Below are 19732 nucleotides of genomic sequence, written 5' to 3'. Positions count from 1 at the left end.
GGTTATTGATCACTCCTGGGTAAAACAATATTTAGTCGCGCTGTTATTCTTTCTGGGACTTGTTTTTCAACAGCTTGTACTGCGCGGTCAATAGCCGCTTGAAAAGCGCCTTCATTCGCTGCACCGTGACTCTTGATGACAATACCTTTTAATCCTAACAGAGTCGCACCGTTATACTGGTCGGGGTTCATGTCCCCAAAACGTTTCATTAAACGTTTTTTTAACCATTTTTTCGCCAGTTGCATAAACCAACTGCTTTTTTTATGTTGATCGCCGGTCGATTTTATCAATGAAAGGATGACGCGTATTACACCTTCCATCGTCTTCAATGAGACATTACCTGCGAAGCCGTCACACACTAACACATCGGTTTTACCTGTCAGTAACTCGTTACCTTCTACATAACCAATGTAGTTAATTGATGTCGTTTCTTTTAATATTGAGGCGGCTTCGCGGATATTATCCAACCCTTTACTCTCTTCTTCGCCAATATTCAGTAACGCAACTCTCGGTTTAGAAATGTTAACCACTTCTTCAGCCATCACGGAACCCATTACGGCAAATTGGACTAGCATATCACTACTACAATTAACATTAGCGCCTAAATCTAGCACTACTGTTTGACTTTTTTGCTGATTAGGTAGGATTGTCATTAGCGCTGGGCGCTCAATCCCCTCTATAGACTTTAGCATTAATTTCGCTAAGCCCATCAGCGCACCCGTATTCCCCGCACTCACGCACGCTTGTGCCCGCCCTGTCTTCACTAACTCTAAGGCCACTCGCATCGATGTTCCTTTGCTTTGCCTTATCGCGTTTGATGGTTTTGCATCGTTTGCGATAATGCCGTCAGCAGGAATAATTTCGACGCGCGAAATTAGCTCAGCACTTTGTTGTGCAAGCAAAGGTTGAATGGCTTCGGGTTGACCGACAAGCAGTAATTTGAGTGCTGGATTAGATGCCAGTGCCTGCAATGCAGCAGGCACCGTGACGCGGGGACCAACATCCCCGCCCATAGCATCTAACGCGATGGTTAGATTAGCCAAGGTAACAACAAATTACTTGTTGATAACCTTACGGCCACGGTAGTAACCATCTGCAGTCACATGGTGACGCAGGTGAGTTTCACCGGAAGTTTTATCTACAGAAACTAGGGTAGCAGTCAGTGCATCATGTGAACGACGCATACCGCGTTTTGAACGAGTTGGTTTATTCTGTTGTACGGCCATTGACCTTACTCCTTAAGTACTTTTCTTTAAACTGGCTAATACGGCAAATGGGTTTGGTTTTTCTGCCTCAGGAGGCAGTTCACCATACACCATGTCCGCTTCGGACACTTCACAGTGTTCAGAATCATGAACCGGAACCACTGGTAAGGATAGAATTATTTCATCTTCTATCATTCCCAGCAAATCTATTTCACCAAATTCATCAATTTGAATCGGTTCATAGAGCTCCGGTAATGCTTCGGCCTTTTCGTCATTGACGACAGGACTAAAACAATACGATACGTAGACATGATGTTTGAAATCAGTTCTGCAACGTTGGCATTGTAAGGTGACATCCACTTGGGATTTCCCCTCGATGACAGTCAAACGCTGATTATCAATTTTAAATGATAATTCGGTTTCTACATCACTATCTACACTGACTACTGATTCGGCAATTCGTGTAACTTGCTCAGATGTATAACTCCCAACATAGTCGAGGTTTTTCTGAGCTGCACGCTGCGCATCGATAGTCAGGGGTAATTTTACCTTTTGCATAAGGCGCGCATATTAACTTTGTAATGAGCTATAGTCAAAGAAAAAGGCGGGGTAAACTCGCCTTTTCACCAAAAAACCGTAGGTTTTACGTTTTATAGTTTAAAATGAGTTAACCCTTTTGGCTACGAGTTTCGAGAAAAATCATGAAATCGATTATTTTGGCATCAACTTCAACATACCGACAAGCCCTACTAAAAAAACTGGGATTGCCTTTTTTAGCAGTGGCTCCCAATATTGATGAATCGCCCATATTGAATGAGTCCGCTCAGGCTTTAGTCATGCGTTTATCTCATGAAAAGGCCAACGCACTCTCTGCTCAATACCCTCAGCACCTAGTTATCGGTTCTGATCAAGTCTGTGTAATTGGAAATAAAATTATGGGCAAACCGCATAATTTTGATAATGCCTTTCAGCAGCTTAAATCTGCGTCAGGCAATAAGGTCACTTTTTATACTGGCCTATGTTTACTCGATACTGAAACAGGTAAGTTTAATGTCGAGTGTGAATTGTTTCACGTTCATTTTAGATCACTATCTGACGCCGAAATAACTAATTACTTACTTAAAGATGAGCCTTATCAATGTGCTGGAAGTTTTAAATCAGAGGGATTAGGGATTAGCTTATTTGAACGTTTGGAAGGGCGTGACCCCAATACGTTAGTGGGGCTTCCACTTATTCTATTACTTGAAATGTTACGCCAACACCAAGTTAGTCCATTATTTGATAATTAATCATTTAACTGGCAGGAAATACCTGCCAGTTAATTAAATGACCTACTTTTCTGCTTTACGACTACGTAGTATTTTCAGGCAGTGATTCAATTGGTTATCTAATGGAGCTTGCAAACGCATCTCATCTCCCGTTTTAGGGTGTGTAAATTTCAGTGCGCTCGCATGCAAAAATAAGCGGTTTAAACCTGTTCCGGCCAATTGGCTATCAAATTGCTTGTCACCATAACGGTCATCAAATGCAATAGGATGCCCCGCATAGAGAGTATGCACACGAATCTGATGCGTACGCCCTGTGACAGGGCTCGCTTTTATTAAAGTTGCATTATCAAAACGCTCTTCCACTTTAAAGCGTGTCTCTGATGGCTTCCCTTCGCTGTTAACTTTAACAACACGTTCACCACTTTGTAGAATATTTTTCAGTAAAGGAGCTTGAACAACTTTCATGTGGGACTGCCAATTACCTCTTACGAGTGCTAAATAATCTTTTTGCATTTGTTTTAAACGCAATTGTTCATGTAGTGCGCGAAGTGCAGAGCGTTTTTTCGCCACTAACAAAATCCCAGAAGTGTCTCTATCCAAGCGATGGACTAATTCAAGGAAACGCGCTTCGGGTCGCAAAGCCCTCAAGCCTTCGATAACGCCAAAGCTTAAACCACTTCCACCATGAACAGCAGTACCAGATGGTTTATTCAGCACTAAGAGAACGTCATCTTCAAATAAAATGCAATTCGCTAATGCAGCGACCTTATCCAGTTTAGCCGAAACCGGTGCAGTTTCACGCTCAGCAACCCTAACGGGAGGAACGCGGACTTGGTCCCCTTCGACTAATTTATACTCAGGCTTTATCCGCCCCTTGTTAACACGCACTTCCCCTTTGCGGATAATGCGATAAATCATACTCTTTGGTACACCTTTAAGTTTAGTGAGCAAAAAGTTATCGATACGTTGCCCAGCTTCGTCATCGCTGATGTCAATAAATTGAACTTGATTTTGTGTATTCATTCGGGAATGCGTTAACTCTAATTGATTAAAATATGCTCTTATTCGCTTTCCCTATCATACCGACTCCACAAAATTTTTTATCTTTTTTTTTAATTTGGTTATTTTCTGCATGATTTATCCTATTTCTAAATAAAATTTCCATATAACTTCCGTATCGACTTGCTATAATGCCTATGGCAATGGAATAATATGAAGTTGCTAAGATGTTTAAAAAACGAAAGTTAACGTTTTATAGGATTTCTTATTTGATGGCGTAACAGTGCAGCAATGGCGTAAGACATTTAGCAACATCAAATAAATTAGCGAGCAACGAATTTTGGCTTATTGGGTTAGGAACTTCCGTTTTCTTTAATAACTTACGGCATCCTGATTAAGAACGCTGAATTTTTAATCTAAAAATCAGGTTCACCGAATACTGCGCGTCTCTATACGAACGACTGCCGCGAGGCAGACGGTTTTGTAAAAATCACGAGGCCATCGGTTTACAGTAGCTCTTTCTTTCGCTGCTCTTTATTTAAAAGAAAATAATGAGTAAGTAATAACATGAAAAGAATGCTAATAAACGCAACTCAACAGGAAGAGTTGCGTGTTGCCCTTGTTGACGGGCAACGCCTCTATGATTTGGATATTGAAAGTCCCGGTCATGAGCAAAAAAAGGCCAATATTTACAAAGGTAAAATCACTCGTATCGAACCTAGTCTTGAAGCTGCTTTTGTTGACTATGGCGCTGAAAGACACGGTTTCCTTCCTATCAAAGAAATCGCTCGTGAATACTTCCCAAGCAACTATCACTCCCAAGGCCGTCCTAACATTAAAGATGTGTTAAAAGAAGGCCAAGAAGTTATCGTTCAAGTGGATAAAGAAGAGCGTGGTAATAAAGGTGCCGCATTAACCACCTTCATTAGCTTGGCAGGAAGTTACCTCGTTTTAATGCCAAATAACCCACGTGCGGGAGGCATTTCACGTCGTATCGAAGGCGAAGACCGCACTGAGCTAAAAGAAGCGCTGTCTTCTTTACAAATTCCAGATGGCATGGGCTTAATCGTTCGCACCGCGGGTGTGGGTAAATCTGCAGAATCACTGCAACAAGATTTGCTTTACCGTTTACGTCACTGGGAAGCGATTCAAAAAGCCGCTGAAAACCGCCCTGCACCTTTCTTGATCCACCAAGAAAGTAACGTTATTGTTCGTGCATTCCGCGATTATCTACGCCCAGATATCGGTGAGATCCTAATAGATAACCCGAAAGTTGTCGAAATGGCACGCAACCATATCGAAGCTATCGGTCGTGGTGATTTTGCAAGCAAAATCAAACACTACAGTGGCGATGTTCCACTTTTTAGCCACTACCAAATTGAATCGCAAATCGAATCTGCGTTCCAACGCGAAGTTCGTTTGCCATCAGGTGGTGCATTAGTTATTGATACCACTGAAGCTCTGACCGCTATCGATATCAACTCCTCACGTTCAACACGTGGTGGCGATATCGAAGAAACTGCGTTCAATACTAACTTAGAAGCGGCTGATGAAATTGCACGTCAATTACGTCTACGTGACCTAGGTGGTTTGATTGTTATCGATTTTATCGATATGACGCCAGTTAGGCATCAACGTGAAGTAGAAAACCGCTTACGTGAAGCTGTACGCCAAGACCGTGCTCGCATTCAAATTGCACGCATCTCTCGTTTTGGTTTATTAGAAATGTCACGTCAGCGCTTGAGCCCATCGTTAGGTGAATCCAGCCATCACGTGTGCCCTCGCTGTTCAGGAACAGGAACCATTCGTGATAACGAATCACTTTCCCTGTCTGTTCTTCGCCTTATCGAAGAAGAGGCACTGAAAGAAAATACTCACGAAGTGCATGCCATTGTTCCTGTACAAATTGCATCTTACCTATTGAATGAAAAGCGTAAAGCCGTTAGTGATATTGAACAACGCCAAAGCCATGTTCGCGTTGTGATTGTCCCTAATGACCAAATGCAAACACCTCACTTCCATGTGATCCGCATTCGTAAAGGTGAAGAGGTAAATACTTTAAGCTATAACTTAGCTCAATATCACGAAACCGTCACTTTGACACAAAGTGACGAGACTACCGCTGAGCGCAAAATCCCTGAGCAACCTGCAATTTCAGCTTTTGCACTGCAAGAGCCTGTAGACATGTCTACAGTGAAACCAAAAGAAACTGTAACAAAAGCACCTGTTAAATCAGCGGCGGCTGAACCTGCATCCCCTAGTTTGTTCAGCAAAATTGCGGCATTCTTTAAAGGCCTGTTTGGCGAAGAAGAAAAAGTGGTTGAGAAACCAGCGCCGAAAAACCGCAATAATAATGATCGCCGCCGGAATAATGATCGTCGCAACAATAACCGTCGTAATAATAATCGTCGTGACCGCGATGATACTGACAATCGTGATAACCGTGATAATCGCGACAACCGTAATGATCGCAATAATCGTAATGCATCAGCGGATGAAACGAATAATCGCAATAAAGGTCGCAACAATAAGAATACGAACACGCAAGACGAGCAAACAACTGACAATGCGAATCGTGATAATCAGCAACAACGTCGTGAACAACGCGCTGAACGTCGCCGTCGTCAAGATGAAAAACGTCAACAGCAAGTTGCTAAATCACAACAAGATGTTCAGCAAGACAATGTAGAGAATGCGGCTGAAAAGGAAGAAGTACAACGTCCTGTTACGCCACGTCGCCAACGTCGTCAATTGACACAAAAAATCCGTGTTACTGATAGCGAGCAAATCATTACTCCTGTTGAAACGGCACCTGAAGTAACCACTGAGCCAGTTGCAGCATTACCTGCACCAACGGTATCTGTGAACCAAACTGAAGGTGAAGTACAAACTGAAGAGCGTCAAGAAGCCGTGGCTCAAGTTGATGGTGAAGAAAAACAAGACACCATCATTCCACGCCGTTCTCGTCGTTCACCTCGTCACTTGCGTGTCAGTGGTCAACGTCGTCGTCGCTACCGTGATGAGCGCCATTTAACTAAATCACCAATGCCATTAATCGCTGCCGTTGCCTCACCTGAGCTTGCGTCTGGCAAAGTATTTATTCATTACCCAATTGCCCAGCCTCAACAAGAAAGCATGGCAATCATCACTAATGAAGAAATGCTTGAACAACAAAGTATTAATGATGCTCCTGTAGCAGAAACGACAAATGTTACCCCGTCACAAAGTAGCGTGGCCGTCACTCCTGTCGTGGCTGAGGAAGTTAAACTCGAGTCTCAGGACACGACTGTAGACACTTCTTTAGTTAACGAACCAACCGCTGTCGAGCACATTGTTGAACCAGCCCCAGTTATTGTCGAAGAGAAAACTGGTGTTTCGCAAGAAGTTGAAACCGTCGAAGCTGTAAAAGAGACTGTAGCAATAGTGGCTGACGTTATTGAGCCACAGGCTGAAATAGCTCAAACAGAAGTGGTTGAAAGCGTTACTATCGCAGACGAACAAACGGCACCTGTTATTGTCAATAAAGAGATTAATGACGTGGTTGAAGAAGCACAGCATGCTGAAGTTGCTGTCACTGCATCAGTTGAGGTTGCCCGTATTGAGGAAGTTATCGAACCTATTACAGCGGTTGAGCCTGCTGTGGTAGCAAGTAGCCCTGCGGTCAGCTTACATAAACGCCATGCTTATTCTCCAATGACAAAAGCGCCAGCACCTACAACTGCCGCTGCACCATTTGAGATAACAGAATATCAGCGTGAAGCCTCTACCTTTGAAGGTAAAGGCGGCGCAGGTGGCCATGTTGCTTCAAACGTAGCAACCTCTGCAATGGCAAAACCATCTAGTCACTAAAACTTAATAGTTTTAAAACACCGAAGCCTTGATAGGAAACTATCAAGGTTTTTTTTATGGCTATAAAAACGTTTAACTCATTGTAATTCATTAAATACTAATAAAATTTACCCTCCTAAAGCCTTTGACAGGTAGTCATTAATAAATGCATCGTATATCTGTACAAAGTACATACGTTTAATGATTCCGCACACTAACTGAGGAAATTTTATGGATTATGACTATAAGCAAATAGACCGTTGGGAAAATGGCCATGCATATACAAGCGATGGTGTATTACTACTCCCGACTCTTCACGTAACCCCTGACAGAATTTTACCAGACCATATTCTGAATGCGATGGCAAAAGGAATATGTGGAGTTTGTGGGGCTAGTGACTGCCGTTTTGAAAAAACATCTCCTTATAAAAAGATGTTAAGTGCCTACCAAAGTGGAAAGCTCGAGCTAATGTACACTATTTATTGGCGCTCTTTTGGTGGATTATACAGAATGATGAAGCCCAAAATAGAGCAGGATTTAAGTAAAATAAAGAAACAAGAAGCAGAGGAAATTAAAGGTTCAGTTAAATTTACAACTGATTTTTATAAAGAAGTTTTTAATACTTACGGTGAAAAAGCAGAGAAATTGGCTAAAGCTATGGCAGAACAAGCTAAAGGAAAAAAATCCGTAATGTTGAGGATGCATTAAAAGCTTATAATAAGTATAGCAATAATATTAGTAGGAAAATTGATGCAAAAGATCGCAAAGCCATTACAGCAGCATTAGAATCAGTTAAAGCTGAAGATATTGCAAAAAATTTCAAGAAATTTAGTAAGGGTATGTTATACACAAGCCGAGTAATTGACTTTATTGATTGGTCAAATGAATTAATAAAAGCAATCGACACTAATAATTGGAGACCTTTTTTTGTTAAAACAGAAACAATAGCGGCTGGAATGGCAGCTACAGCTCTTGCTGGATTCGCTTTTAGTACATTGCTTGGCGGGCCTATTGGTGTACTAGGATACGGCTTAATTATTGCAGGGATAGGCGCATTGATTAATGATAGTTTAGTCGAAGAAGCAAATAATTTGATTGGTTTTTAATCATAAAATAGATGCTATTTACTTCGCTGACAATCTTCTTATAAATAGAGTTATAATAAAAACCAACGTAATTGGAATAGATAATAAAAACACAACACCACCATATATGGCTAATCCTCCAGCCTTACCCGCTGTGTCCATAAATATGCCTCTATTCCAAAATTCTCTAGTGGTAAACATGAGAAAGAAGCTTTCAACTGCCCATTTCGCAAATGGGAAAATAATAATACCAACAACACTAATAAATAACATCAGTGACTTATATTTGAGTTCACTCCCCAAATAAGAATATAAAAACAGGGCTCCCATAAACCAACCCCAACACATATTTTGAATATAATATTTTTTATTCATTAACTATTTCCTTATTCTTCTATGAAATATGATAGCAAACTCTATATGAGAATGAGAACTCATATTAACTCTAGTTATTAGTATGCATTGATATCTTAAAGTTGCTGATTAATTAGTACTTAATAATTACTTTATGTTAATGTGTGATTATCTATTATTCGTTACAAAGGATGGTATTATGTTAAAAGTCATTGCGGAAGATTTTATTAAAACTGAGGCGATTGAAATAGTTATGCCTCTATATCGTGAATTAGTCGCTGCAACCAAACAAGAACCATTGTGTATCAGTTATGACCTTTACGTTGGCCAAAAAGATCCTGGGCACTTTATTTTTATCGAGGAGTGGCCGAATCAAGAAGCGCTCGATATTCACTGTGCCAGCGAACATTTCAAACGCCTAGTTCCTCTAATCAGCAGCTATAAGCGTTCGGACCCTATTATCAAACTGATGAATGGTGCTTTTGAATAAGCACATTAGCTAAACGTACCCCCAAGCATATAACTAGAACCCATACACAACACTACAGGCCGAATTCTGATATCGACAAAAAAACCTACATAATCCTCTAAATATTTCTGCCTGTCGCTAGGCGGCAAGCTAAACGAGGCCCTAGGAGCATACATAAGTATGTGACTAGGGCGAGTGTGTGATGCCAACAACGCGACAGGCAAAAATAGGATGAGGACGTTTGTGCGATGCCGACAACACTTATAACCCTAAATAAATACAATAATATTAATCCCCTAATAATTCTAAATAAAATACAATTATATCAATCCTCTAAATAGTTCGGTCTGTCGCTAGGCGGCAAGCTAAACGAGGCCCTAGGAGCATACATAAGTATGTGACTAGGGCGAGTGTGTGAAGCCAACAACGCGACAGGCCGAAATATGACGAGGATTTTTAGAACCAAGGAGCTTGGATCATAACCGCCCCATAAAACAATGCACGACCGGCCAACTCTCCGCTAAACATCGCCAACATTATCAATACAAGTAAGACGGCGGATGGTCGTTCCTTGTATACTTTTACCGCCATAATGCAAGGCAATATCATACTCATCACTACTTGCCACCATAGCAAGTAGCTCCCGCCTTGGCTTGCAGGTAATTGTAAGCGAATAATCTGTGCAATTAATACCAATGCAACGCCTATCAGCACGCCAACTTTAATGGTCGAGGGTAATAACTTGCCTTGCCCAATAACAAATAAGGCTACTAGACTAAAACCAAGGACAATTGCACTGCCTATAAACGCGATTTGGGTTGCCGGTGTATGCCATAATGGGTGAGCAACCATTTGATAATAGACTTGTGCTGTGACAAGTATAGCGGCTAATCCACCAATCCCACTGATCCAGCCTAATATCGTATTGCGCGTGTTTACTGTGGGTTGCAACCAGCAAGATAGAGCCCACAAAGTGATAACACCATTTAATAATACAAATGCCACAGCCTCGCGACTTAGCCATGAATGACTTAGCCCCAGAACGGAACGGTATGCTTCGAGAGGCACACCTAAATGCCCCATTGACATCGATGAACCAATAACTTCAATCAGCCATATCAATAGCACTGCGCGACGTAATACAGAGCCTGATAATAAGGAGCCCTGACAGGCTTTCATTTGGTAAATGGTTAATGCGAGAACAGCACCAATCCCCCATTGGCTCATCACTGTAAAAAATACTAGTGGGAGTTCCATATGTTTAATATCCATAATTAATCCTCCATCCCAATGATCACAATATTTGGATGACTGATTGTGTGATCGGGCATGTTGTAACGCTGTTCTAGTACCGCCCAGTTCGTCGTGTGCTTTTTACGTAGTTCAGTGATATCACCAAACTCAATGGCACCCGTAGGGCAAGACTCCACACACCTTGGCAGTAGGCCTTCATCTAACCGTTCCGCACACATATTACACTTGCTGGTTTTCCCTTCTGCTGGGTCAAAGACAGGAGCATGATATGGACAAGCCATAATACACATCTGGCAACCAATACATTTCTCATGATCTTGAACGACAATACCGTCCGCCCGTTTGGTATAGGTGTCTGCTGGGCAAACTTTTAAACACTGTGGGTCATCACAATGGTTACAAGACATCGTAATAAATGCTTGAGTATTCGGTGAATCATCATTGAATTCACGAACTCGACGCCACAAGACGCCCGGCGGGGTCACATTCTCAGATTTACAAGCCATTGAACAAGTGCGGCAACCATAGCAATCTTTTGTATTTATTAAGAAACCATATTGCTTGACCATGATTAAGCCTCCCTTCTTACATCAACTAACGTACTATTACAGCAGTGTCCCGTTCCCAAATGTTCAACTTGGTCATTCGTGACATGACTGCTGCTCCCCCCCTGTTGTTCCCACCAGCCGTTATCCAGTGAAATTACGCCTTTTTTAATATGCGTTGTCACGACAGCAATGGCTCGGTGTTCTCCTCGGTCATTAAAGGTGATTGCCCATTCCCCATTCTTAATACCTCTGGATTTAGCATCTTCAGGGTGAATCAAGACATTCGGCTGGTTTCGTTGTACTTCAAGGATCCATTCATTCATTCCATGACTTGAATGCACACTACGCGCTAACTTGCGCTGAACCGCCATCAAAGGATACTTTTTGGCTAATTCAGGTGAACCTTTAACAGACTCGGTCACTTGGTAGTAAGCGACGACAGGTGAAAAATTTTTCTTTTGCCAATCTTCAACAAATAAGTGTGCTTTTTTGGTTGATGTCCTAAACACACCATCTTTGAACGGTATCCAATCCCCTTCGACTGGGCGTACTGGCCCTTTTTCTAACATTTGGCGAGTGATACCAGAGCCGACTAAACAGGCATCAATATAGTGCTCTATTGGCTTATTAAATACGTCACCAAACCCGAAACGTTCTGCTAATCGGGCGAAAATCCAATAGTCGGGTTTTGCTTCACCTGCTGGCTCAACCGCCTTTTCCATTAATTGGACATATTGGCTACGAACGCCCGCCATCAAACTGGTATCTTCAAAAATAGTGGTCACCGGTAAAACTAAATCAGCATATAAGGCTGTTGAGCTCATGAGGTTATCGGCTACCACAACAAATGGAACTTTCTTTAGTGCTTCGCGAACCTTGTTGGTATTCGGCAATTGGGTCATAACCCCCATCGTCATAATCCACCAGAAATTAATCGGATGTGGCTTTTCATTGACGATAAAATCGCCAACTTTCGCTACAGGAATGGGAGGAATGTTTTTCACATTCGGCGCCGGTGGCACTATTGGGCTAAAATTAGCCATTTGCCGAGCTCCGCCAGCATCACAAACACCCGCCCCTCGTTTACCTATATTTCCAGTCAATAAGGCGAGATAGAACTGGCTTCCTGCGACATAAGCGCCATGTTCGGTTCGTTGTGCTCCTGACATGTTTTGCACAATCATTGAAGGAGTTATTGATGAGTAATCCCGAGCAAGACGTACAATAGTTTCCGTTGGAACATCCGTTTCTTCACTGACCCGGGCAATATCCCAACCTTTTGCTTGCTGGTAAATTTGTTCAAAAACAGTGGTGTAATTCAAATCCTCTGGAAGTTCATGTTGAAAAAGTGCCGGTTTAATGCCCGATGAATCATGACGAACTAATTGTCTGCTTAATGTGTCGAAAACTAAATAGCTGTCCTCATCATCTTTGTTTTGCCTGACTTGTTTTTGATTCGCATCGACCAAATAAACCGCGCCAGTATGAGCCCTCAAGAAATTTTCATCTATCCGGTTTTCTTCAATAATAATTTTAATCATACCTAAAGCAAGCGCGGTATCTGTCCCTGGAATAATAGGTATCCACTCGTCCGCTTTTGCAGCTGTTTCACTAAAACGCGGATCAATCACCACTAATCGAGCGCCATTTCTTCTCGCTTGGTTATAATTTTTAAAATAGGCTTGCATCGTAACAGCTGGGTTATTGCCCCAACACAGGATATAACGGCTATCCGCTATCGTATCGCGGGTATCTGCATACCTCAGGCCGAGCATCGGGATCATCGCAGCTGTTACAGCAGAGCAACAAAGTGAACCCGCTTGTTTCGTTGACCCGCCTAAATAATCAAAGAAAGCCTTCCCCATATCATTTTTAATCGAGTCCATATTTCCGGCATGAGTGGAAATAAACAACCCTTCATTACCATATTTATCAATGGTCTCTCTAATATTTTTTTCAATAAGATCCAGCGCCTCATCCCAACTTATCGGTTTGAATTCAGCTTTACCTTTTTCGCCTACTCGTAGTAACGGTGTTTTGATGCGTTGATCATGATAGACCCATTTAGTTCGGCTCATACCTCGCAAGCAACATTTGACATTAAACCCTTCCGTCGCCTGAATTTTCATCAGCTTACCTTGGTAGGTATATGCGGTTAGGTTGCAATGCAAACACTCCATTGCACAAGTTGACCGAAATGTTTTGTAGTCCGACAGTTTGAGTCGCACCTTCGGTAAGGGTTGATTGCTGTTTCCTTGTGCATAAGAACAGGGGGCGATACTCGCCAACCCTACAACGCCAAGCCCTTTGAGTAGAGTTCGGCGTTTCAAACGTAGTGAATTTATCGTTTTCATTATAGTAAACCTCGACATCGCCTTTATAAGTACACTATATATATACGCCATTCACTAAAGATGAACTTGAGTAGCATCAATAATTCTATCTATTTATAGGTAATAAGGTGCTACCGCTTTCGGATTATTCTTCCGCGTTATTGGTTCGTTAGCAGCGCAAGGCAACTCATGGTAAAATTTCAGGACTTGTTAAACTGAGGTTTATGTATGTCTACTCTGCAAGGTGTTAATTCTGTTGATATAGCCGTAAGCATTTTAAATTATATTGCTCAAAATGGGGGCATTGCTCGTGCAGCGGATATTTCAAAAGGTTGTGAGATATCAAAAAGCCGTCTACATAAATATTTGGTTTCACTGTGCCGTACACAAATGCTGTACCAAGATACTCAAACTAGCCGTTATGGTTTAGGCCGCAATTTAACCTTCTTAGCTAATTTTGTTAAACCTGAAGACTCATACATCGACGCCATTAACAATAATTTGATTCAATTTCGCGATGAACAAAATGTCTCAACAGGTGTTGCCACCCGCTTAGGGAAAGCACTTTCTTTGGTTAAATATAATCGTAGCTTCAAAAATATTGAAATTGACTTTTTACCTAACACGCCATTGCCTGTCGTAAAAAGTGCAGCTGGGCTGATTTATTCTGCATTTGATAACCAATTTGGCTCCAATTCCTATTCACAAGACGAAATTAATAAAGTTATCCAACAAGGCTATGCCATCCGTTACCAACCAACTGAAGGAATTCCCGGAGCGCAATCTATTGCTTGTCCTGTATTTAATGGCGAAGGCCAGCTTGTCGCTGCCGCAGTGACGATGGGATTTATTGCAGAAAATGAAATGGAAAGGTTAGCAACCGCATTAATCAAACAAGTTAATAGGTTAAATTTATAATCACTACGTGCGGTCAATGCTATCTATCAACTCAAGTCAAAAACAATAAAGCCGAGATGACCTCGGCTTTACGTGGTAATTATTTCACATCAATACGCGGTAATTCACCCATCTCTTTGAGCTTTTTCGATATTTCACGACGTTCTTTGGAGAGTTCAGCGTTCTTGATAATATAATCATCAACACGATCATCATAATCACTACGCATATTCGCAATAATTGCCTGAATATCTTCAATCGACATACCTGGTTTTATATATTCACTCAAGTTATCCAGCAGCAAAACACGCTTCTGGTTATCACGAATTTTTTTCTCATTGTCGGTGATTTCACGACGAATTTTATTTTTGCGACGAAACATACGCACAAATTCCAGAACATTTTGGAAAGACGGCTTGTTAGCGTTGTCCATGTTTAAAACCCTCTAGTCAATATTCAAAACGCATTATCTATTAACACAATACAATCTAATCCTATTGAGTTACAAGCCCGTTTCGCATATTTATCAAATTATTCCGCTGAAAATTGATTTCACTTTATACTTTAACGACCAAATTTTCGGAGTGATCTTGATTACATTTATTTGTTTGATCTTTTTCTCTGATTTCTTGATGACCTGCCCCATCACCTCTGAGACAAAATGCAGATAATATCGTCGTAATAATAACAAATATCCCCATGACCAGATAGGTATCAGCAAAACCAATTTTATCATACCCCCAACCCGCTAATGGCGATAAAATACTTGCAACGACAGAGCTCATGCAACTAAAGCCAACCAAATAAAGTGTCGATGACAAACGTTTATCGAAATGAAGGCTGTTATATTTAAAAATCGCGACTAACAGAATCGGGAGCTCAACGGCATGCAGTAATTTCATTATCGATATCATAATCGCGCCATCAACTAGGCCTGAACCAATAATGCGTAGCGCCATGACAGAACTCGCAAACAGCAATCCATTTTTAGCACCAATTCGGTTGACGATAAATGGCGCTAAAAACATTCCTCCTGCCTCCAAGAAAACCTGCAATGAATTTAGATAACCGTACATCTCATTACCTAATTGCTCACTTTGAAACTGATGGGCAAAATACACCATAAATTGCTGGTCATACACACTGTATATACAGGTACCTAATACAAACAATATCAAAGCCCAAAAATGGGGCTGTACAAACAATTGCAAAGCATCTTTCACAGTGATGGCTGAAGGTTTACCATGTTCAAGGCTATTATAGGCATCTGCGTTTGCCGTTTTTAAATTCAATAAAATAACTAAAAATAATAAGCCTGAAACGGTTGCCATAATAAAATTGTAATCAGGGTTCAGGTTAATATTACGCCCAGCAAAAAACGTTGCAGTCGCCCAACCCAATGAGCCCCACATCCTCGCTTTTCCATATTCAAAATTACGTAATCGGCTAACTCGCTCTGTATAAGATTCAAGTACACCAATGCCCGCATGAAAAGTCATGCCAATAAACAAACCACCAATAACACTACCCAAAAACACATTCCATCTTAGCAACGTACCGAAAACCATAAAAAATGGCCCAGATGAAATCAGTAGAACTGCAATAAATAACAGTAAATTTTTTCGTAATCCTAATTTATCTTGCATAAACCCATAGAGTGGCTGTGCGCAAAGTGCCACAATCGAAATACAAGAGAAAATAAATCCTGTATCCGCACCATCCAAGCCAACATATTTACGCAGCCAGATTGCGACGACAGAAAACGTTGATGACCACGTGAAAAAGAAAAAAAACAATAATGCACTCAAAGAGGCATAATACTTTCTTGAGCCACGATTCATATTTCATCACCTATCAAAAATTATCTTGATGAAATGTTAAGGTTAACATTAATTTCAAACCACAAAATAGCCTGTTAATTGTGATGTTAATCACTAATGTTAACGTTAACAATTGATATATGTGATATCAATCACGATATACTCTCGCAAATTAATGACGAATGACTGCTGGGTAAAAGATTTCATCAAATCATCCAAGTTATGCGGCTCTCAATCTCACCCACTCAATATCAGATAGCCTTAGTTTAGCTTTTACGGTAGATAAGGTATCATTAATCAACAAGGTATAGTGAATAGCAATAAATTAACCACTATCAATCTACTATATAATCATCAAAATGGTGAAAACGTTGCAAGATAATAAAAAACAACCGACCTTTTTTATTCATGACTATGAAACCTTTGGTAAGCGCCCTGCTCTCGATAGGCCTGCACAGTTTGCAGGCGTTCGCACTGACCTTGATTTTAATATCATTGAAGAACCCGAAGTTTTTTATTGTGCTCCGGCTGATGACTATTTACCGCAACCTGAAGCCGTCATGATCACTGGGATCACCCCGCAAGTCGCATTATCTCAAGGCATAAATGAAGCCGAGTTTGCTAAACGAATTCATGCGGCTTTTAGTGTCCCTAATACCTGTATTATGGGCTACAACAATATTCGTTTCGATGATGAAGTTACGCGTAATATTTTTTACCGAAATTTTTACGACCCATATGCATATAGTTGGCAACAAGGAAATTCGCGTTGGGATTTACTCGACACTTTGCGTGCCTGTTTTGCGCTTCGCCCTGAAGGTATTCAATGGCCAGAAAATGAAGATGGTTTACCGAGTATGCGTTTAGAACATTTGACCAAAGCAAATGGGGTTGCTCATGAAAATGCACATGATGCAATGTCTGACGTTTTAGCGACTATAAATATGGCAAAACTGTTGAAAGCCGCTCAACCGCGAATGTTCGATTACTTTTATCAGTTAAGAAATAAAAATAAAATAAGTCAACTTATTGATATTGTAGAAATAACACCATTAGTTCATGTCTCTGGTATGTTTGGCGCATTGCGCTCTTATGTCAGTTTAGTCGCTCCACTTGCTTGGCATCCCGATAACAAAAATGCCGTTATTATGTGCGATTTATCTGCCGATATCTCACCATTAATTGAGTTAGACGTTCAACAATTACGTACCCGATTATATACGCCTAAAGCTGAATTGGCGGGCGCTTCTCCCGTTCCTGTAAAATTAGTTCATATTAATAAATGCCCAATTCTAGCGCCAGAAAAAACACTGCGGCCAGAAGATGCACAGCGAACAGGTGTTGACCGTGACTTGTGTATGCGTAATCTGGAAACCTTACGCAAGCACCCTGAAATTCGTAATAAATTAATTGAGTTATTTAGCGAGCCTCAAATATTTGCCGAGTCAGACGATGTCGATACACAAATTTATAATGGTTTTTTCAGTCCTTCTGACCGCTCAACTATGGATATTATTCGTGAAACTTCCCCACAGAACTTACCTGCATTGGAATTAAGTTTTGAAGATAAGCGCATGAAAGAACTTTTCTTTCGCTATAAAGCACGTAATTACCCTGCAACCTTATCTTATGATGAGCAGCAGCGCTGGTTACAGCACCGTAGAGACTACTTTAATGAAGAGCGTTTAACAGAATATATGCAACAAATACAGCTATTACTTGTAGAGCATCAACATGATGAAAAGCGTTGCCAGCAATTAAAAGCATTGATTAGCTATGCAAGAGATCTCGCTAGTTAATTTAGCAATAAAAAAGGCAGATATTGAAATGTTTACCAATACCTGCCTTTTTTCATTTATATGACACGTGCCTTAATGGTCATGAGAATGACCGCAACCACAATCCCCTTCCCAATTTTTGCGTTTAGTTGTTTTACCTAAACCGGGGTTCATTGTATTTGTTGGGTCAGATTGCTTATAGAACGATTTCAACTGTTCAGGGGCTTTATATAAATGACCTACGTTATGTTCCGCAGGATATTGAGCCCCCCTTTCATCTAATAAAGCTAACATTTTTTCTTTTAGTTCTTTCGGGTCAACGCCTTTTTTCAAGACATAGTCTTGGTGCATAACATGGCACATAAAATGACCGCAGTATAATTTATGAACTAATAGCTTTTCAATTTCTGGTGGTAATGTTTCAAACCAATTTCTATCATTGCGACGTAAAGCAATGTCGAGAGGTAATACATCTTCCACATCTTTATTATGAACAGCGTGATAACGAACAGCGGAGCCAGCAGCGGCAAAGCGGTGTAAAAATGCTTTTGCCCCCTCCTCGGGTGTACATTCAAAATAGCCGCCATCGGCGCTTGCAAAATAAGATTTTAGCCAAACTTTAGCCTCATCAATGCCATCTCCGGCCATTTTTAACATTAAATGGTGTTCATAACGATCACGAAACTCTTTCATACGTGGTGGTAAATGGGAAGGCCATAATTTACTGAGAACCTGCATAGTACGGTCGATCAGATTTGATGGCAGGAATGGGACTTTATTTAATACTGCATCAATACGCCCTTTAATAGTGAAAAACATTGGCATTTTGTCAGTACCAAATTTATCAATCATTAAAAAGGTATCTTTACCATAAACTTCTGCTATATCGAAGCAACCACGGTGCATATATTCACCTGCAACTGGCAGGTTTTTAAATTCACTTAAAATATAACGGCGTATATCTTCCAAAACGTCAGGGTTATTTGAACCGATATAAAATACCTGTGTTTTTTTATCGGCTGGGAAGGTATCTAAACGAACCGCAAACACGGCTAATTTTCCTGCGCACCCTGATGCTTCAAATAGACGACGTTCATCTGCGTTAAAGCGTGATGGTGTATCGGCATCGACATCACGAACGCGCTCTGCATACTCATGGTCAGAAGCGAGTTTATCGCTAACTTGTACGTCTTCACTACTATAGCCACGATTTTGTAAATTCGTCAGGATTTCTTCTGGTGTGTTACCTAAATCAATACCTAGGTGATTGACAAGCTCCACTTTTCCATCGTCACTGACTCGGCCATAAAGAGCAAGCTCAGTATAGGCGGGGCCTCTACGCACTAATGAACCGCCAGAACTATTACAAATACCACCCACAACTGAAGCTCCAATACAAGAAGAGCCAATCAAAGAGTGCGGTTCGCGCCCTAATGGTTTTAAGATTTTTTCCAGGTCGTACAAAGTGCTTCCCGGCATCGCAACCACTTGGTTAAATTCCGGTAAAACTTGAATTTGGTTTAATTTCAACGTACTAATGATGACAATATCGCGGTCATAGTCATAACCGCTCGGTGTTGACCCTTCGGTTAACCCGGTATTCGCCGCTTGCATTAGGACAATTTTGTCCGCTTCAACACACGCCTTGAAAACATACCACTGTTCGAGCAATGTTGTTGGAAATACAACCGCGATTGCATCCCCCATACCAGAGCGGAAGCCTTTACGATAACGTTCTGTTTTATGTGGCTCTGTTAAAATATTTTTTTTGCCAACAATATTCCTAAGCGTCAGTAATAACCGTTGATTCTCAGGTTTCTTTGCATCATTCATTTGTGTGCCTTATTAATCGAATTCGTGATTATCATAGTTCTGCATTATGTGTTGTAACAAC

Annotated in this window: 16 protein-coding genes and 1 pseudogene; 6 read left to right on the top strand and 11 right to left on the bottom strand. The window is 41.0% G+C overall.

Translation table 11 applies throughout. The features are described from left to right. Window positions 1–2: 2 nt before the first annotated feature. The 3 genes from plsX to yceD are packed head-to-tail and all read right to left on the bottom strand — an operon-like array spanning window position 3 to window position 1763. Window positions 3–1043, bottom strand: a complete 1041-nt coding sequence (gene plsX, locus P3L44_RS08655; RefSeq protein ID WP_140172530.1) for a phosphate acyltransferase PlsX — start codon at window positions 1041–1043, stop codon at window positions 3–5. A 12-nt stretch (window positions 1044–1055) separates the two neighbouring features. Then, window positions 1056–1226: a 50S ribosomal protein L32 gene (gene rpmF, locus P3L44_RS08650; protein ID WP_004253223.1), complete on the bottom strand. Its 171-nt coding sequence runs from the start codon at window positions 1224–1226 to the stop codon at window positions 1056–1058. Between the two features lie 12 nt (window positions 1227–1238). After that, window positions 1239–1763, bottom strand: coding sequence for a 23S rRNA accumulation protein YceD (gene yceD / locus P3L44_RS08645; RefSeq protein WP_004253206.1), 525 nt, complete (start codon window positions 1761–1763; stop codon window positions 1239–1241). A gap of 143 nt (window positions 1764–1906) precedes the next feature. Here yceD and P3L44_RS08640 point away from each other — a divergent pair, with 143 nt between their 5' ends. Beyond that, complete coding sequence (locus P3L44_RS08640; protein ID WP_110591839.1) at window positions 1907–2494, top strand: Maf family protein; 588 nt, start codon at window positions 1907–1909, stop codon at window positions 2492–2494. A 42-nt stretch (window positions 2495–2536) separates the two neighbouring features. Here P3L44_RS08640 and rluC read toward each other — a convergent pair whose 3' ends face one another. Beyond that, entirely contained in the window at window positions 2537–3496 is a 960-nt protein-coding gene (gene rluC / locus P3L44_RS08635; RefSeq protein ID WP_140172531.1) for a 23S rRNA pseudouridine(955/2504/2580) synthase RluC, read from the bottom strand. A 543-nt stretch (window positions 3497–4039) separates the two neighbouring features. On the opposite strand from rluC, the gene rne reads away from it, so the two are divergent. Both rne and P3L44_RS22120 read left to right on the top strand, forming a co-directional pair. After that, window positions 4040–7321: a ribonuclease E gene (gene rne / locus P3L44_RS08630; RefSeq protein WP_140172532.1), complete on the top strand. Its 3282-nt coding sequence runs from the start codon at window positions 4040–4042 to the stop codon at window positions 7319–7321. Between the two features lie 210 nt (window positions 7322–7531). Continuing rightward, window positions 7532–8406, top strand: a pseudogene (locus P3L44_RS22120) (colicin-like pore-forming protein). Window positions 8407–8424: 18 nt separating this feature from the next. Here P3L44_RS22120 and P3L44_RS08615 read toward each other — a convergent pair. Further along, window positions 8425–8760, bottom strand: a complete 336-nt coding sequence (locus P3L44_RS08615) for a colicin E1 family microcin immunity protein (RefSeq protein WP_140172534.1) — start codon at window positions 8758–8760, stop codon at window positions 8425–8427. 178 nt (window positions 8761–8938) lie between these two features. Between P3L44_RS08615 and P3L44_RS08610 the strand changes: the two genes are divergently transcribed. After that, the gene (locus tag P3L44_RS08610) at window positions 8939–9229 is read left to right on the top strand and encodes a putative quinol monooxygenase (protein WP_140172535.1); all 291 of its coding nucleotides are present in this window, start codon (window positions 8939–8941) and stop codon (window positions 9227–9229) included. A 435-nt stretch (window positions 9230–9664) separates the two neighbouring features. Here the strand turns inward: P3L44_RS08610 and P3L44_RS08605 are convergent, their stop codons facing one another. The 3 genes from P3L44_RS08605 to P3L44_RS08595 are packed head-to-tail and all read right to left on the bottom strand — an operon-like array spanning window position 9665 to window position 13364. Continuing rightward, a complete protein-coding gene (locus P3L44_RS08605; RefSeq protein WP_140172536.1) occupies window positions 9665–10480 on the bottom strand; it encodes a dimethyl sulfoxide reductase anchor subunit family protein in 816 nt (271 codons plus the stop codon). A gap of 2 nt (window positions 10481–10482) precedes the next feature. After that, the gene (locus P3L44_RS08600) at window positions 10483–11031 is read right to left on the bottom strand and encodes a 4Fe-4S dicluster domain-containing protein (protein ID WP_004911860.1); all 549 of its coding nucleotides are present in this window, start codon (window positions 11029–11031) and stop codon (window positions 10483–10485) included. Window positions 11032–11033: 2 nt separating this feature from the next. Further along, on the bottom strand, window positions 11034–13364 hold the full coding sequence (locus P3L44_RS08595; RefSeq protein ID WP_140172537.1) for a molybdopterin-dependent oxidoreductase: 2331 nt from the start codon (window positions 13362–13364) through the stop codon (window positions 11034–11036). Between the two features lie 207 nt (window positions 13365–13571). On the opposite strand from P3L44_RS08595, the gene P3L44_RS08590 reads away from it, so the two are divergent. After that, a complete protein-coding gene (locus P3L44_RS08590) occupies window positions 13572–14261 on the top strand; it encodes a helix-turn-helix domain-containing protein (RefSeq protein WP_272662190.1) in 690 nt (229 codons plus the stop codon). A 79-nt stretch (window positions 14262–14340) separates the two neighbouring features. Here the strand turns inward: P3L44_RS08590 and tmaR are convergent, their stop codons facing one another. Both tmaR and P3L44_RS08580 read right to left on the bottom strand, forming a co-directional pair. Further along, window positions 14341–14673: a PTS system regulator TmaR gene (tmaR, locus tag P3L44_RS08585; RefSeq protein ID WP_004253179.1), complete on the bottom strand. Its 333-nt coding sequence runs from the start codon at window positions 14671–14673 to the stop codon at window positions 14341–14343. 124 nt (window positions 14674–14797) lie between these two features. Further along, window positions 14798–16081, bottom strand: a complete 1284-nt coding sequence (locus tag P3L44_RS08580) for an MFS transporter (RefSeq protein ID WP_004911868.1) — start codon at window positions 16079–16081, stop codon at window positions 14798–14800. A 350-nt stretch (window positions 16082–16431) separates the two neighbouring features. Between P3L44_RS08580 and sbcB the strand changes: the two genes are divergently transcribed. Continuing rightward, complete coding sequence (sbcB, locus tag P3L44_RS08575) at window positions 16432–17859, top strand: exodeoxyribonuclease I (RefSeq protein WP_272662191.1); 1428 nt, start codon at window positions 16432–16434, stop codon at window positions 17857–17859. Between the two features lie 72 nt (window positions 17860–17931). On the opposite strand, the gene dld is transcribed toward sbcB, so the two are convergent. Further along, window positions 17932–19671, bottom strand: coding sequence for a D-lactate dehydrogenase (dld, locus tag P3L44_RS08570; protein WP_272662192.1), 1740 nt, complete (start codon window positions 19669–19671; stop codon window positions 17932–17934). Between the last annotated feature and the right edge of the window lie 61 nt (window positions 19672–19732).

The sequence above is a fragment of the Providencia sp. PROV175 genome (assembly GCF_032707045.1).
Classification (GTDB): Bacteria; Pseudomonadota; Gammaproteobacteria; order Enterobacterales; family Enterobacteriaceae; genus Providencia; species Providencia hangzhouensis.
Note: the sequence above shows the minus strand (reverse complement) of the source record. Positions and strands in the feature narration are given on the sequence as shown.